Raw genomic sequence first — 14,041 nt, 5'->3', positions numbered from 1 at the left:
CCTGGAGCCCTCCTTCGAGGCCCGCTTCGCGGTCACCTCAGGATGAGGGCGCGGGTGGGCGACGCGAGCGACAACAATCAAGGGAGAAGCAGGATGGCGCAGACCATCGGGTTCATCGGTCTCGGCAACATGGGCGGGCCCATGGCGGCCAACCTCGTGAAGGCCGGCCACACGGTACGTGGCTTCGATCTGGTGCCGGCCTCGCTGGAGGCGGCGCGCGCCGAGGGAGTCGCGGTCGCGGGCTCGGCCCTCGAAGCGGCCGAAGGCGCGGAGGTCGTGATCACCATGCTGCCCGCCGGGCGGCACGTGGTCGAGGTCTGGACACAGCTCGCCGAGGCGCTGCCCGCCGGCACGCTGCTGATCGATTCCTCCACGGTCGACGTCGAGAGCGCCCGCAGGGCCCACGCCCTCGCGGAGGCGCGGGGCTGCCTGTCTGTCGACGCGCCGGTCTCCGGCGGGACCGGCGGCGCCAAGGCCGGGACGCTGACCTTCATGGCAGGCGGCGCCGTGGCGGCGTTCTCGCGGGCCGAGCCGTTGCTCAAGGCAATGGGCAAGAACGTGTTCCATTGCGGCGATGTCGGTGCCGGGCAGGCGGCCAAGATCTGCAACAACATGATCCTCGGCATCTCGATGATCGGCGTCAGCGAGGCCTTCGCGCTGGGCGAGAAGCTCGGCCTGTCGCACCAGGCGCTCTACGACGTGGCCTCGGTCTCCTCGGGCCAGTGCTGGTCGCTGACAACCTACTGCCCGGTGCCCGGCCCGGTGCCGACCTCGCCGGCCAACAATGGCTACAAGCCGGGCTTCGCCGCCGCGCTGATGCTCAAGGATCTCCGGCTCGCCCAGGCCGCCGCCCTGGCCTCGGGCGCCGCGACACCGCTCGGCGCGGAGGCCGCGCAGATCTACGGTCTGTTCGAGAGCGCGGGCCACGGGGGAGAGGACTTTTCCGCGATCATCCGTATGCTCCGCGGGCAGGGAGGCGAGTCGTGAGCGAGGCGTACGAGACGATCCTGACGGAGACGCGCGGGCGCGTCCTGCTGATCACCCTCAACCGGCCGAAGGCGCTGAACGCCATCAACGCGCAGCTCACCCGGGAGGTGATCCGGGCGGCCACCGAGGCCGATGCCGATCCGGGGATCGGCTGCATCGTCCTCACCGGCTCGGCCAAGGCCTTCGCGGCCGGCGCCGACATCAAGGAGATGCAGCACGCCACCTACGCGGAGATGTACGCGGGCGACCGGTTCGCCGACTGGGACCGGTTCGTCGCCGTGCGCAAGCCGATCATCGCCGCCGTGGCGGGCTACGCGCTCGGCGGCGGCTGCGAGCTCGCCATGATGTGCGACATCATCCTGGCGGCCGACACGGCGCAGTTCGGCCAGCCCGAGATCAAGCTCGGGGTGATGCCGGGGATCGGCGGCAGCCAGCGGCTGACCCGCTTCGTCGGCAAGGCCAAGGCCATGGAGATGTGCCTGACCGGCCGGATGATGGACGCCGCCGAGGCGGAGCGGTCGGGCCTCGTCTCGCGGGTGATCGCCGCCGACCGGCTTCTCGACGAGGCGTTGAAGGCGGCCGAGACGATCGCGTCGATGTCGCTGCCGATCGTCATGATGACCAAGGAGGCGGTCAACCGGTCCTACGAGACCACGCTGACCGAGGGCATCCGCTTCGAGCGGCGGGTGTTCCATGCCATGTTCGCCACCAAGGACCAGAAGGAGGGCATGGCCGCCTTCGTGGAGAAGCGGCCGCCGCGGTTCGAGAACACCTGAGCGGAGCCCGTCTCTCTGGGGGAGGGACGTGGCCAAAGAACGAGGGGGAACGACCATGCCGAGCTTCCGGGAGGCCCGCGACTGTCTGCTGGCCCATCGCACCGATTACGCCGCCGCGGTCGCGGCCTTCGCGTGGCCGGATCCGGTGCCGTTCAACTGGGCGCTCGACTGGTTCGACGCGGTCCTCGCCGGTCCCGAGAGCCGCGATCGCGCCGCGCTCCGCATCGTCGAGGTGGGCAGCGGCGCCGAGCAGAGCTTCACCTTCGGCGAGCTCGCCGCACGTTCTAACCGCGTCGCCAATCATCTGCGGCAGCTCGGCCTGAAGCGCGGCGACCACCTGCTCCTGCTGCTCGGCAACGTCCCGGCCCTGTGGGAGACCATGCTGGCGGCGATGAAGCTCGGCGCCGTGGTGATCCCGGCGACCACGCTGCTGACCGCCGACGAGCTCGCCGACCGCCTCGCCCGCGGGCGCCCGCGAGCGATCGTGGCCGGGCCGGAGCAGATCGCGCGGTTCGCGGGCCTCGACACCGGCGGCGCCATCCGCCTCGTCACCGGGCCCGCGACGGAGGGCTGGGCCGCCTACGACGACGCGCTCGAGGCGCCGGAGCGTTTCGCGCCGGACGCTCCGACCGGGGCCGACGACCCGCTGCTCCTCTACTTCACCTCGGGCACCACGGCGAAGCCGAAGCTCGTGCGCCACAGCCACCGCTCGTACCCGGTGGGGGCGCTCTCGACCATGTACTGGCTCGGGCTCCAGCCCGGGGACGTGCATTGCAACGTCTCCTCGCCGGGCTGGGCCAAGCACGCGTGGTCCTCGTTCTTCGCGCCCTGGAACGCCGGGGCGACCATCCTGGTGATCAACCAGGCGCCGTTCAACGCGGCCGCCCTGCTGGCGCAGCTGGAGCGCACCGGCGCCACCACGCTCTGCGCGCCGCCGACCGTCTGGCGGATGATCATCCAGGAGGACCTGACCGGGAAGCGCCTCGCCCTGCGCGAGGTCTGCGCCGCGGGCGAGCCCCTCAACCCGGAGGTGATCGAGCGGGTGAAGAACGCCTGGGGCCTCACGATCCGCGACGGCTACGGCCAGACCGAGACCACGGCGCTGATGGCCAACACGCCGGGCCAGCCGGTCGTGCCCGGTGCCCTCGGCCGGCCTCTGCCGGGCTACAGGGTCCGCGTCCTCGACATCGACGGCCAGCCAGCCTCCGAGGGGGAGGTCTGCCTCGAACTCGGGGCGCACCGGCCCGCCGGTCTGATGCAGGGCTACGACGACGGCCACGGCAACCTGTCGGGTGCCGAGGGCGACCTCTATCACACCGGCGATGTCGCCTTCGTGGACGACCAGGGCTGCTACACCTTCGTCGGCCGGGCCGACGACGTGTTCAAGTCCTCCGGCTACCGCATCAGCCCATTCGAACTGGAGAGCGTGCTGATCGAGCATCCGGCGGTGGCCGAGGCCGCGGTGGTCCCTGTCCCCGACCCGATGCGCCACACGATCCCGAAGGCCTACGTGTCCCTGGTGGCGGGCGCGACGGCCGGGCCGGAGACGGCGCTCGACATCTTCCGCTTCACCAATGCCCGGCTCGCGACCTTCAAGCGCCTGCGCGGGTTGGAGTTCGTCACCGACCTGCCCAAGACCATCTCGGGCAAGATCCGTCGCGTGCAGCTGCGTCGCCTGGAGCACGACGGCGTCACCGACGATCCGCACCGGGGCAAGGCCTACACGCAGGCGGATTTTCCCGAGTTGAAGAGCGAGGCGGAGCGCAAGCTCGACCAGACCGCGGGCTGACCGTTGCGGCGTGATCGCGCGGCTCGCAAAACGATGGCGGCGTTCCCGAGACGTCACGGACGCGGGTGACGAACGCTCAAGGTTTCCGTTTCCCGAAGCCGAAGCCACGGATTTGCCGGGCTGATCAAGCGACCCGTCGACGCTGTCCTGCGTCACTCGGCTCCGGCCGGCGAATCGATAAAATTGCGCGCATCGGCTTCAGCGCCGCGGAGGCTCTGCGGCGCAATTCTGTCCTCAACAACGGGGACGGGGTCGATGGGCGCGGGGCTTCTCAGGACGGTTCGGAGGATGCTGGTCGGTGCGGCAACGCTGCTCGGCCTTGCCGCCACCGCGCAGGCGCAGACGCTGGCGAGCCTTCCGTCCGAGGTGGGCGCCAAGATCCTCGGCGATGCCCGTCCGATCGCCGCGTGGGTGACGTTCTGCCAGTCTTACGCGGCGGAATGCGCGGTGGACCGGACCGAGCCGTCGCGGATCAGCCTGACGCCGGCGACCTGGGCGACGATCGTGTCGGTGAACCGTCGGGTGAACAAGGCGGTCGAGCCGATGACCGACCAGGACCACCTGCACGTGGCCGACCGCTGGGACCTGGCCGAGGACGGCATCGGCGATTGCGAAGACTTCCAGCTGCTCAAGCGCCACCTCCTGGCCGAGGCGGGCCTGCCGCGGCGGGCGATGCGCATGACCGTGGTGATCGACGAGAAGGGCGAGGGCCACGCGGTGCTGACGCTGGTCACCGACCGGGGCGACCTCGTCTTGGACAACAAGACCAACGCGATCCTGCCCTGGCACCGGACCGGCTACGTGTTCATCAAGCGCGAGAGCCAGGATGCCGTCGCCTGGGTGTCGCTCGGCGGCGTCACCTCGCCCGTCACAACCGCCAATCGTTGAGGGGTCTCAGGCCGCCCGGCTCAGCGACGGCTGCGTGAGGCTCGCCACGTAGGACTCGACCCGCCCGATGAAGGCCGCGAGGTGGGGAGCGACGCCCCGGAGGCTCGCAAGGTCGCGGATCAGGATGTCCCGCGACAGCGCGCGATCGCCCTCGCTCGTCGCGCCGGCCAGATACGAATCGACCGCGTGCTCCGCGATATTGATCGCGCCGGCCCGACCATCCTCGGCGAGCGCTCTGATCACCTGCTGGATGGCGGGCTGCATCTCGAAATTCCTTTGCGGTTCGGCTCAGCCCAGCACCGGGCTGGCCGCTTTCTTGCGATCCGTTCGAGCGTAGGCCGAAACCTGCGCGTGCGGCTCTGAAAAGCCGGCAAAGCTGACGTGAAGCAAGGCCTTCGGCGACCGCGCAGACCGGCCATTCGCCCATTGCATGCGTGCGGCTCGAGTTCTGCGGATGCAACACCCGCCTAAATCGGAACCGTCCGTCGTTTTGCACGTTATCTACGCCGCTTCCGGCCATTGTGCGCTGCGTGCGAGCGTGTCACCTTTCCGTCATCATCGGGCGGCGGGGGCTTGAACCATGCGGCACGCGGATGGCGGGTTCTCGTGTCAGACGTTCGGCGGGCTGCGGTGGCGTGGCTGGACGGATCCGGTGCGCCGGGCGCGCCAGATGTTGAGCTTCGCTCTGGTCGGCACGATTCTCACGATGGGCGGCGCCACGACGCATGCCCATGCGCGCCTCGTCCTGCCCGATGAAGTCGCGGTCGCCGAGCCGACCGGACCGGTGCGTGCCATTGCGGGTTGGGCCGATTTCTGCGCGCGCATCCCCCAGGAATGCACGATCGACACCGCCGAGCCGTCCGCGATTCCTCTCACCGTCGCGGTGTGGCGGACGCTGCAGAGCGTCAACCGGCGGGTGAATGCGCGCATCCGGCCGATCACCGATCAGGCCCATTGGGGGCTCGTCGACCGCTGGGACTTCCCGGATGACGGGTTCGGGGATTGCGAGGATTACCAGCTTCTGAAGCGGCGCATGCTGGTGGAGCGCGGCCTGCCGCGGCGCGCCCTGCTGATGACCGTGGTGATCGACGAAACCAACGAGGGGCACGCGGTGCTCACCATCCGCACCGATCGCGGCGACTTCATCCTCGACAACAAGACCGACGCGATCCGCTCCTGGCGGCGCACCGGATACAGCTTCATCAAGCGGGCTGGCCAGGATGGACCGGCCTGGGTCTCCCTGGAAGGCAAGGACGGTACCGCACAGGTCGCGACCGCCGAGCCCTGACCGCGGCGACGCTCAGGCGCCGACCAGCATCGCCGCGAGATCGAGGGCGACGCGCCCCGAGAGCAGGCTCCAGCCGCAGGCGATCACCGTGGCCAGCATGACGAACGGCATCGGGCGTCTCTCGATCCGCCGACCGCGCACGGTGTTGCGCAGGATGATGAACGGGGCCGAGAAAGCCAGCATCGGCAGGGCCGCCACAGCCGGCAGACCGCCGCGCTCCAGCAGGCTGAAGCTCGCCCGCCGCGCCGCGAACAGCTCGAAGGCGCTGGCGATCAGGCCCGAGAGCGCAAGACCGATGCAGAGCGTCCGGATCGATTCGAGGGCGGCGGGCGTGAAGACCATTATTCGCGCTCCTGTACAGGTTGCGCGCAGTGTAGCCCTGCCATTTACCGGTTGTTAAGCACGACCCCGCGTTAGCGTTAACCCGTGCACAGGCCACCATGGGTGGAACCCGGAGCACTCGCATCCGAGCGGGCCTTTCCGGGACGAAGCGCGCGATCGCGGATTGTGCTGCCGCCGGAGATCGGGCCGGCAGACCGATCGAACGCGCGGTCATTCCGGGGCGCCGAAGGCGAGCCGGGTCCTCCGAGACGCTGGTGCGCCAAGATCTTGCCCTGACGGCGGTTCCGGATCCCGGGTTCGGCTGCGCGGCCCCGCGATGATGGCGCGGATGCTTCAGCGTCATGGCGACGCCCACGCCCCTAGGGGAGACTGAGAGCCTCCGAAGCGATCCCCCGAGGTAGAATCCGCGTGGGGATCATATGGACCGGGCCGTCGAGCCTCAGGCGTCTTCCTCGAGGTCGATGTCGAGGATCGCCATCCGGAACACGAAGGAATCGTCGCCATCCTCCTTGTCGTCGGCGATCACGCCGATCGATTCCTCGCCGATGAACACCTCGGCGGAATCGCCGGTCTTCATCGCGGTCAGGCGGATGTTGTTGTTCGCGAACTTGCGGCGCAGGTAGTCCTGGAGCTTCGCGGTTTCGGCTTTGGTCACGCTGTCTGATCTCCCTAGCGGCGCCGGCGCCGCTGATGGGCGGTGGGCTTGCCACGCCTGCGACGGAGCGGCAAGCGCGGCCATTCGCACCGCGCGACCGCCTCAGATGCCGTCGCCGAGATGGATGAACTGATCGAGGGCAACGAGCTGATCCATCGCCCGGGCCGGATCGTCGCAACCCGCGGTGCCGACCACCCGGGCCGGCACACCGACCACCGTGGTGTTGGGCGGCACCGGGCGCAGCACCACGGAGCCGGCCGCCACCCGGGCGCAGGCCCCGACCTCGATGTTGCCGAGGATCTTGGCGCCGGCCCCGATCATCACGCCGCGGCGGATCTTCGGGTGGCGGTCGCCGCGCTGCTTGCCGGTCCCGCCCAGCGTCACGGCGTGGAGGATCGACACGTCATCCTCGATCACCGCGGTCGAGCCGACCACGAGCCCCGTGGCATGATCGAGGAACACGCCCCGTCCGATCCGCGCGGCCGGATGGATGTCGCACTGGAACACCTCCGAGACCCGGCTCTGGAGGTAGAGAGCGAGATCGCGTCGGCCCCGATTCCAGACGTGATGGGCGAGCCGGTAGGCCTGGAGGGCGTGGAAGCCCTTGAAGTAGAGCACCGGTTCGAGGGCCCTGAGCGTCGCCGGATCGCGGTCGATCACCGCACCGATATCGGCGCGGAACGCCTGCCCGATGCTCGGATCGGCGGTGATCGCCTCGTGGAATGCGTGCGCGACGAGGTCGGCCGTCAGGGACGGGTGGCCGAGCCGGGCGGCGACCCGGTGTGACACCGCCCCCTCCAGGGTGGCGTGGTTCAGGAGCGTCGCGACGATGAAGGATGCGAGCTGCGGCTCGCTGCGCAGCACGTCCTCGGCCTCGGCGCGAAGCCGCGACCAGACCGGGTCCAAGACCGCGAGATCATGGCCCGCGGGATCGTGGGATTCGCGGTTGAAGGCTGGGCTGGCGCTCATGGTCGGATGCTCATGTCCGAGACTCCGGGCTTGCTCGCCGCCGCTCTGCCGTGCAGCGCCGGGTCAGGGCAGGGTGGTGGACCCCGCTCCGCAGGGTCGATGATCTGACCCTAGCGTGGTGTGTTGCGCCGCAGTGATCAAGGGCCGACGCGCCGGAAGGGCTGCGTCGGCGGCATGGCTGTCACCGGACCCGGCGGGAGCGGATCAGTCCGCGGTCGGCACCGGGTGCTTGAACCGGGCCTCGATCGCCGCCGTCAGCCGGTCCAGCATCGTCTGGACCGGAATGTTGGAGGTGTCGACCGTGGCCGGTGCCCGCGCGTAGAGCGGCTCCCGGCTCGCCAGCACGGCACGCAGTTCCTGCATCGCCGAGGCATGGTCGCCCGTCGTGGCGAGATGGCCCTGCTCGCGGACCCGGCTCATGTGCTCCTCGGGCCGGGCGCGCAGCCAGATCGTGTAGAAGGCCTGGAGCAGCAGGTCGTAGGTCAGCGGCTCGGCGACGATCCCGCCGCTGGTCGCCAGGATCAGCGGCCCGGGGTGCTCGGTCAGCCGGCGCAGGGCCGCCTGCTCCAGGCGCCGGTAGCCCTCCTGGCCGTAGATCGCGAAGATCTCCTGCACCGAGAGGGCGTTCTCGCGCTCGATCTCGGCGTTCAGCTCCACGAAGGTCCAGCCGAGGCGCTCGGCCGCGAGCTTGCCGAGGGTCGATTTGCCGGCGCCGCGCAGGCCGATCAGCGCCACCCGCGGGCGGTTGCTCGCCTCGGGCCGGTTGCCGCCGGACAGCGCCTCCTTGGCGGCGGCGATCTGGGCCGGGCTGGCCTGGCTGAGAAGGTCGCGTACCAGAGGCCAGTCGGGCAGGGCGTCGTTGCCGGTGATCAGGTCGTCCAGGCGCACGCCCATGGCGTTCGCCACCCGCCGCAGCAGGATGATCGAGACGTTGCCCTGGCCGCCTTCCAGCTGCGCGATGTAGCGCTCGGACAGGCCCGACGTCTGCGACAGGACCTTGCGCGACAGCCCGCGCACGGTGCGCGCGTGCCGAACGCGGCGCCCGAGGTCCGTGAGAAAGAGAGATTCCTGTTCCAACACGCCGCTCATGGCGCAGTCCGCTTTCCTGCCAGCTCGAAAGCAGAGTCCGTGCCCTGCATACCTGCCGCTTCGCGATCCACCGCTATCCACGATCCCGCAGGGCAGCACGCTGCCCGAGCATCTGCGCGGAGACTGACGTATCCTGCCCTGAGGTCTGTGTTGCGCCGCCTGTGTCCGGCCGCTGCAACCGGGCGCCGATGCATACCGGGCCGGTCCAACCACGCTGCTGGCGTGCCGCCTATGTGTTGCGGAACGCACCGATGGTCAAGCCTTGGGCATGATCCTTGTGTGGGCAGACGTCCGGCCAAGGCTGTCTGCGGCCGGTCGAAGGCGGCTCCGCGCCTCTGTCACTCGACCGGCAGGGCCACGGCCTCGCGAACGGCCACGCTGGCCGGCGCGCGCCGCGGCGTGGCGGCGGCCAGCATCTGAAGCGACGGACGACGCGGCGGCAGCGGCACCTCGACCGCCTCGGTGGCCGGGGCGGCCTCCGCCTGCGGCTGCGGAGACAGGCGCAACTCCGCGATCTCGGCGGAACGCGCATCCGCCACGGCGACGGCGCTGGCGAGGCCCGCGGGCCGGCGCGGCGGGAGCGGGACCTCCACGGCCTGGACTGCGCCGCTCTGGTCCGCCGTTGCCGGGGACGGGGCCGCGGCGGCCGCGGACGGCTCGACGGACAGGCTCGCGAGCTGGACCGTCGCCCCGTCGAGACCGGCCGGGCGGCGCGGCGGCAGGGGCACCTCGACCCGCTCGCTCGGCACCTCCGCCACCATGGCGGCGCTCGGCGCGTAGGCCAGGGCGGACGCGGCCGGGCTAGCGGTGCGGTCGGCCGCGCCGCCGCCGAACAGGCTCGCCAGGGCGCTGGCCGAAGCCGCCACGGGGGCGACCACCGAGGCGACCTCGGTGGAGATGCCCTGGCGCTTGGCGGCGTAGTAATAGCCGCGGTTGTAGTACTGGTAGGCTTGGCTGACGTTCCCTTGGGCGGTGCGGTAGGCGCCCGCCAGATAGGCCACGCCGTAGCGCAGGTTGGTCGCCGGATCGAAGAGCCCGGCGGCGTCGCCCGTGTAGCCGAGGCTGCGCGCGGTCGCGTGCTTGATCTGCATGAGCCCGAGCGCGCTGCCGCCCTTGGCTTTCGGGTTGTAGTTGCTCTCGCGCTTCACCACCGCGTGGACGAAGCTCGCCGGAACCCCGTTCGCCTTGGCCTGCTGCTCGATCAGCGCGTCGATGTTGTCGCGCGCGCCCTGCCCGAAGGCGACGGCGGGCACGACCGCGATGGCGGCGGCCAAGAGAAGGCGATGCATGCCGAGACCCGGATCTGCTTGTTCTGTGGCTAAGCTAGGTCGCGGGCAAATGAGGCCGGAAAGCGGCCTCGGTTCGGCAGCCTGTGGGCGACGGCTGCATCGGGCGCGGTCGCGCCCGGATCTGTGCTTCGCCGGCAACAGCCGGACGGCCTTCCGGCTGCTGGCAGCGTTATCCACAGATTGGTGCGGTCGGGTTCGGGCGCCGACGAAGCCGGCGCGCGTCAGGGCAGGATGAAACGCGCCACGCCGTGGGCGAAGCCGTCCGCGTCGTTGCTGTCCGTGACGGCCTGCGCGGCCGCCTGCACGGCCGCCTCGGCGTTGCCCATCGCCACCGAGAAGCCGCTGCGGGCGAACATCGGCCGATCGTTGCCGGCGTCCCCGAAGGTGGCGATCCGTTCGGGCGGAATGCCGAGATGCGCGCTCATCCAGGTCACGAACCGGCCCTTGTCGAGGTGGGGCGGCGTGACGTCGAGATAATAGGCCTGCGAGCGATGCACCGTGGCCCGGTCGGCCAGGGCCGCCCCGATCTGCGCCTCGCAGGCGGCGAGGTGGGCGTGGTCGCGGCTCACGCCGACGATCTTGGAGGCGGCGCCCATGAGCATGCCTAGGTCGGCCACGACGCGCGGCTCCGCGCCGATCGTGCGGCGTTCCAGATCCGTATAGGGGCCGTCCGGATCGCGCAGGCACCAGGCGCCTTCGGCGAAGACCCAGACATCGAGCCCGGCGGCCAGGAGCTGATCGAGCGCGGCCCGGGCAGCGGGTTCCGGAATGAGGCGCTCCTCGATGGACGACAGGTCGGGCCGCACCACACTGGCGCCGTTGAACGCCCCCATCGGGAGATCGAGGCCGAGCTGGGCGACCAGATTCCGAAGCCCGATCGGTGGCCGCGCCGAGGCGATGCTGAAGCCGATCCCGGCCGCGCGCAGCCGGCCCACGGCCGCGACCGTGGCGGCGGTCAGGCGCTTGTCGCCGGTCACCAGCGTGCCGTCGACGTCCGAGATCACCAGGGCGATCCCGGCGGCTTTGGCGGGCTCCGATCCCATCGATTCACTCTGCTCCGGTCTCGGCGCGCGCTTCGGCCGCGAGCTGTGCCACGACGCGGTCCGCGATCCGCTCGGGCGGCTCGGTGATCCCGACCGTGATCGGGTGCTCGTCTGGACCCGGAGGCTCGAGCGTGGCGAACTGGCTGTCCAGAAGGCGGGGCGACATGAAATGCCCCTGGCGCGCGACGAGGCGGCCGGCGATCAGGGCCTGGTCGCCGTCGAGGAAGACGACGCGCACCCGGGGATTCCCGCCGGTGAGGACGTCCCGGTAGGCCCGCCGCAAGGCGGAGCAGACCACAACGCCCGATTCCCCTGCCTCCAGCCGATGCCGGATCCAGACCGCGATCCGGGCAAGCCAGGGCGCGCGGTCCTCGTCGTCCAGGGCGTGCCCCGCACGCATCTTCGCCACGTGCTCGGGGGTGTGGAAGCTGTCGCCGTCGACAAAGATCCAGCCGAGCTTCTCGGCAATCAGGGCGGCGACTGTGCTCTTGCCCGAACCCGAGACGCCCATGACCACGAGGACCTGCGCGGCGGAAGTCGCCATCGCCGCATCGTGCGTCGTCCTCGTCTGCGGATTCATCAGGACCACCGCGGCTCCGAGGCGCCCTGGGCACCGTGAGGTTCATCAATAGGACGAGGAGCGGGGAAGGAAAGATCGCCGCATCGATCCGAGCATCGTGCGGTGGGCCTGGAACCACCCGACAGACCATGCGTTCCCATCTGTGAAGACAGAACATTTCAGGAACATAGATCCATGGCCAACACCGCCGGGAAGTCAGCGTCGAAGTCCGATCAGAAGGCCGCAGCGGCTTCGGACAATCCCAAGACCGATCCCAAGGACAGCTCGAACCAGATCAAGGATCCGGACCAGTGGACCACTGGCGGCGAGCCGATGACCGGCGCTCAGGCGTCCTATCTCAAGACGCTGTCGGAGGAGGCCAAGGCGCCCGAGGCGTTCGACCCGGAGCTCGATAAGGCTGAGGCCTCCAAGCGGATCGATGATCTCCGCCACAAGGCCGGTCACGCCTGACCAGCCGGCGGGCGCGTCTGCGTGATCGGGCGCGCCCTGGCGGAAGCCAAGTCCTGTTTAAGCCTGTTTGATAACGCTGTGTCGCGCATTCCATTAAGCCGGCGGCAAGTGCAGGAACGCTAGACATGATCCCGGGCTGAGCGGCCACCTCCGTGGCACCGCTCAGCGAGAGGGCGTTTCGACCATGGACGAGCCGAGTTGCGGCAGGACGGGGGCGGGCACCCCGCTGGTCCGTATCCTAGCCGGCCTCGCGGGTCGGACGATCGCCGAAGGAACACGATTCAAGCGGGATGCTCGCGGATCGACGGCGCTGGAATATGCGCTGATCGGCTTCCTGGTGTTCGTCGTCGCAGTCGGAAGCATCCGATTTTACGTGTCGCGACTGAATACGGTCTACGACCGGATCAACACGGCCGTCACGCAGGGCAACTGAGCGCTGCCGCGCGCGGGGTCGAGCCGGGCGACGCCGATCCGCCCGGTTTGCGGGCGGCTATTTTCAGAACCCGATAGTGCTGTCGCGCTGCCGCAAGCGGTGTTTTCCCCTGCTTGCCCTGAAAAAGCTGTGCTTAGCGAGGATGAATCCGCGGGCTCGACCGTCGCGGGTGCAGTGTGGCCCACCCGCTACGGACACCCAGGCCGCCTTGGGCTAGGCACGGGCTCGGCAATACCGATGGGCAACATCTGGATGCGCACACTTCCCCTCGCCCTGCTCGCCGCGACGGCGATGTCGGGCTGCACGTACCTGCCCGCGGCGGGTCCGACGGCGAGCGCGATCCAGGCGGGAGCGGAGGTGGCGACCGCCGACGGCGGGCTGCTGGCGCGCTACGAGATCATCGACGTCACGCCCAGCGTGGTCGAGGCCCTGCGCGGCCGGCCGCTGGACAGCCTGCTCGCCTCGTTCGGCGATCACCGCCCCTCGACCGAGCCGGTCATCGGCATCGGCGACATGGTCTCGGTCTCAGTCTGGGAAGCCGGCTCCGGCGGCCTGTTCTCCGGGCCGCTGGTCGCCGACCGGTTCTCGGCCGGCTCCAAGTCCGCCCTGATCCCCGAGCAGCCGGTCGGGCGCGACGGCGCCATCTCGGTGCCCTATGCCGGCCGCATCAAGGTCGCCGGCCGCCGCACCCAGGACGTGCAGGCGCTGATCGAGACCGAACTCGCCGGCAAAGCCATCCAGCCGCAGGTGCTGGTCTCGGTCACCCGGCCGATCAGCCAGGCCGTGACCGTCACCGGCGAGGGCGCGGCCGGCGCCCGCCTGCCGCTCTCGGGCCACGGCGACCGCATCCTCGACGTCATCGCCGCCGCCGGCGGCAACCGCGCGCCGGTCAACGAGACCTTCGTGCGGCTGTCGCGCGGGCCGGTCACCGCCACGGTGCCGCTGACCACGGTGGTGTCCAACCCCAAGGAGAACATCTACCTGCGGCCCAACGACGTGCTCACGCTGGTGCGCGATCCGCAGACCTTCATCGCGGTCGGCGCGCTCGGCAACAGCACCGAGCTGCCGTTCCAGGCCGACGGCATCACCCTGGCGCAGGCGCTCGCCAAGGCGCGCGGCCTGTCGGACTTCGCCGCCGACCCGGCCGGCACGTTCATCTTCCGCTTCGAACCCGCCAGCGTCGTGCGCCGGCTCAGCCCGGGCTCACGGCTGCTCGGCACGCCCCTCGTGCCGGTGGTCTACCGGATCGACATGCGCGACCCCAACAGCCTGTTCGTCTCCCAGGCGTTCCGGATGCGCAACCGCGACCTCATCTACGTCTCGAACGCGCCGTTCACCGAGGTCTCCAAGGTGCTCTCCGCCTTCAGCAGCGCCACCGGGCCCCTCTCCTCGGTCGCGACCGCTTACTACTACGCGAAGTAAGGTGCGGCCCGCCCCCGGGGCGCGACGGAAAAAAATCGCGT

The 14,041-nt window shown here is 70.2% G+C and carries 16 protein-coding genes; 8 read left to right on the top strand and 8 right to left on the bottom strand.

Annotated features, from left to right (window positions below; all coding sequences use genetic code 11):
• The first annotated feature begins 93 nt into the window (after positions 1–93).
• The 4 genes from mmsB to AC3WSN_RS19855 all read left to right on the top strand — a co-directional run bounded on the left by mmsB (position 94) and on the right by AC3WSN_RS19855 (position 4,440).
• Positions 94–987 (top strand): 3-hydroxyisobutyrate dehydrogenase, encoded by an 894-nt coding sequence (mmsB, locus tag AC3WSN_RS19870; RefSeq protein WP_492540244.1) that lies wholly within the window; start codon positions 94–96, stop codon positions 985–987.
• Positions 984–1,763: an enoyl-CoA hydratase gene (locus AC3WSN_RS19865; RefSeq protein WP_192710109.1), complete on the top strand. Its 780-nt coding sequence runs from the start codon at positions 984–986 to the stop codon at positions 1,761–1,763. Before mmsB ends, AC3WSN_RS19865 begins: the two co-directional genes overlap by 4 nt.
• 55 nt (positions 1,764–1,818) lie before the next feature.
• Complete coding sequence (locus AC3WSN_RS19860) at positions 1,819–3,552, top strand: AMP-binding protein (RefSeq protein WP_492540242.1); 1,734 nt, start codon at positions 1,819–1,821, stop codon at positions 3,550–3,552.
• 288 nt (positions 3,553–3,840) lie between these two features.
• A complete protein-coding gene (locus AC3WSN_RS19855; RefSeq protein ID WP_373622076.1) occupies positions 3,841–4,440 on the top strand; it encodes a transglutaminase-like cysteine peptidase in 600 nt (199 codons plus the stop codon).
• Between the two features lie 6 nt (positions 4,441–4,446).
• Here the strand turns inward: AC3WSN_RS19855 and AC3WSN_RS19850 are convergent, their stop codons facing one another.
• Complete coding sequence (locus tag AC3WSN_RS19850) at positions 4,447–4,704, bottom strand: hypothetical protein (RefSeq protein ID WP_192711734.1); 258 nt, start codon at positions 4,702–4,704, stop codon at positions 4,447–4,449.
• A gap of 316 nt (positions 4,705–5,020) precedes the next feature.
• Between AC3WSN_RS19850 and AC3WSN_RS19845 the strand changes: the two genes are divergently transcribed.
• Positions 5,021–5,728 (top strand): transglutaminase-like cysteine peptidase, encoded by a 708-nt coding sequence (locus AC3WSN_RS19845; protein WP_192711735.1) that lies wholly within the window; start codon positions 5,021–5,023, stop codon positions 5,726–5,728.
• Positions 5,729–5,740: 12 nt separating this feature from the next.
• Here the strand turns inward: AC3WSN_RS19845 and AC3WSN_RS19840 are convergent, their stop codons facing one another.
• From AC3WSN_RS19840 to AC3WSN_RS19810, 7 genes are all read right to left on the bottom strand, one after another.
• Complete coding sequence (locus AC3WSN_RS19840) at positions 5,741–6,070, bottom strand: DUF6949 family protein (protein ID WP_192711736.1); 330 nt, start codon at positions 6,068–6,070, stop codon at positions 5,741–5,743.
• 439 nt (positions 6,071–6,509) lie between these two features.
• Positions 6,510–6,725: a DUF3126 family protein gene (locus AC3WSN_RS19835; protein ID WP_091721446.1), complete on the bottom strand. Its 216-nt coding sequence runs from the start codon at positions 6,723–6,725 to the stop codon at positions 6,510–6,512.
• 102 nt (positions 6,726–6,827) lie between these two features.
• The gene (cysE, locus tag AC3WSN_RS19830) at positions 6,828–7,694 is read right to left on the bottom strand and encodes a serine O-acetyltransferase (protein ID WP_492540238.1); all 867 of its coding nucleotides are present in this window, start codon (positions 7,692–7,694) and stop codon (positions 6,828–6,830) included.
• A gap of 204 nt (positions 7,695–7,898) precedes the next feature.
• The gene (locus AC3WSN_RS19825) at positions 7,899–8,783 is read right to left on the bottom strand and encodes a helix-turn-helix transcriptional regulator (protein ID WP_192711738.1); all 885 of its coding nucleotides are present in this window, start codon (positions 8,781–8,783) and stop codon (positions 7,899–7,901) included.
• Between the two features lie 338 nt (positions 8,784–9,121).
• A complete protein-coding gene (locus AC3WSN_RS19820) occupies positions 9,122–10,072 on the bottom strand; it encodes a transglycosylase SLT domain-containing protein (protein ID WP_492540235.1) in 951 nt (316 codons plus the stop codon).
• 221 nt (positions 10,073–10,293) lie between these two features.
• Positions 10,294–11,115: a Cof-type HAD-IIB family hydrolase gene (locus tag AC3WSN_RS19815; protein ID WP_492540233.1), complete on the bottom strand. Its 822-nt coding sequence runs from the start codon at positions 11,113–11,115 to the stop codon at positions 10,294–10,296.
• Positions 11,116–11,119: 4 nt separating this feature from the next.
• Entirely contained in the window at positions 11,120–11,659 is a 540-nt protein-coding gene (locus AC3WSN_RS19810) for a gluconokinase (RefSeq protein ID WP_492540231.1), read from the bottom strand.
• 210 nt (positions 11,660–11,869) lie between these two features.
• Here AC3WSN_RS19810 and AC3WSN_RS19805 point away from each other — a divergent pair, with 210 nt between their 5' ends.
• From AC3WSN_RS19805 to AC3WSN_RS19795, 3 genes are all read left to right on the top strand, one after another.
• Positions 11,870–12,145 carry a DUF3072 domain-containing protein gene (locus AC3WSN_RS19805; protein ID WP_192711742.1) on the top strand — a complete coding sequence of 92 codons (276 nt, stop codon included), beginning with the start codon at positions 11,870–11,872 and terminating at the stop codon, positions 12,143–12,145.
• 184 nt (positions 12,146–12,329) lie between these two features.
• Complete coding sequence (locus tag AC3WSN_RS19800; protein WP_492540229.1) at positions 12,330–12,578, top strand: Flp family type IVb pilin; 249 nt, start codon at positions 12,330–12,332, stop codon at positions 12,576–12,578.
• Between the two features lie 252 nt (positions 12,579–12,830).
• Positions 12,831–14,000, top strand: a complete 1,170-nt coding sequence (locus tag AC3WSN_RS19795; protein WP_492540227.1) for a polysaccharide biosynthesis/export family protein — start codon at positions 12,831–12,833, stop codon at positions 13,998–14,000.
• The last annotated feature ends 41 nt before the right edge of the window (positions 14,001–14,041 follow it).

The sequence above is a fragment of the Methylobacterium sp. FW102-HT35C08 genome, from assembly GCF_058790235.1.
The sequence above is the reverse complement of the archived record's forward strand: the minus strand, read 5'-3'. Positions and strand labels throughout refer to the sequence as shown.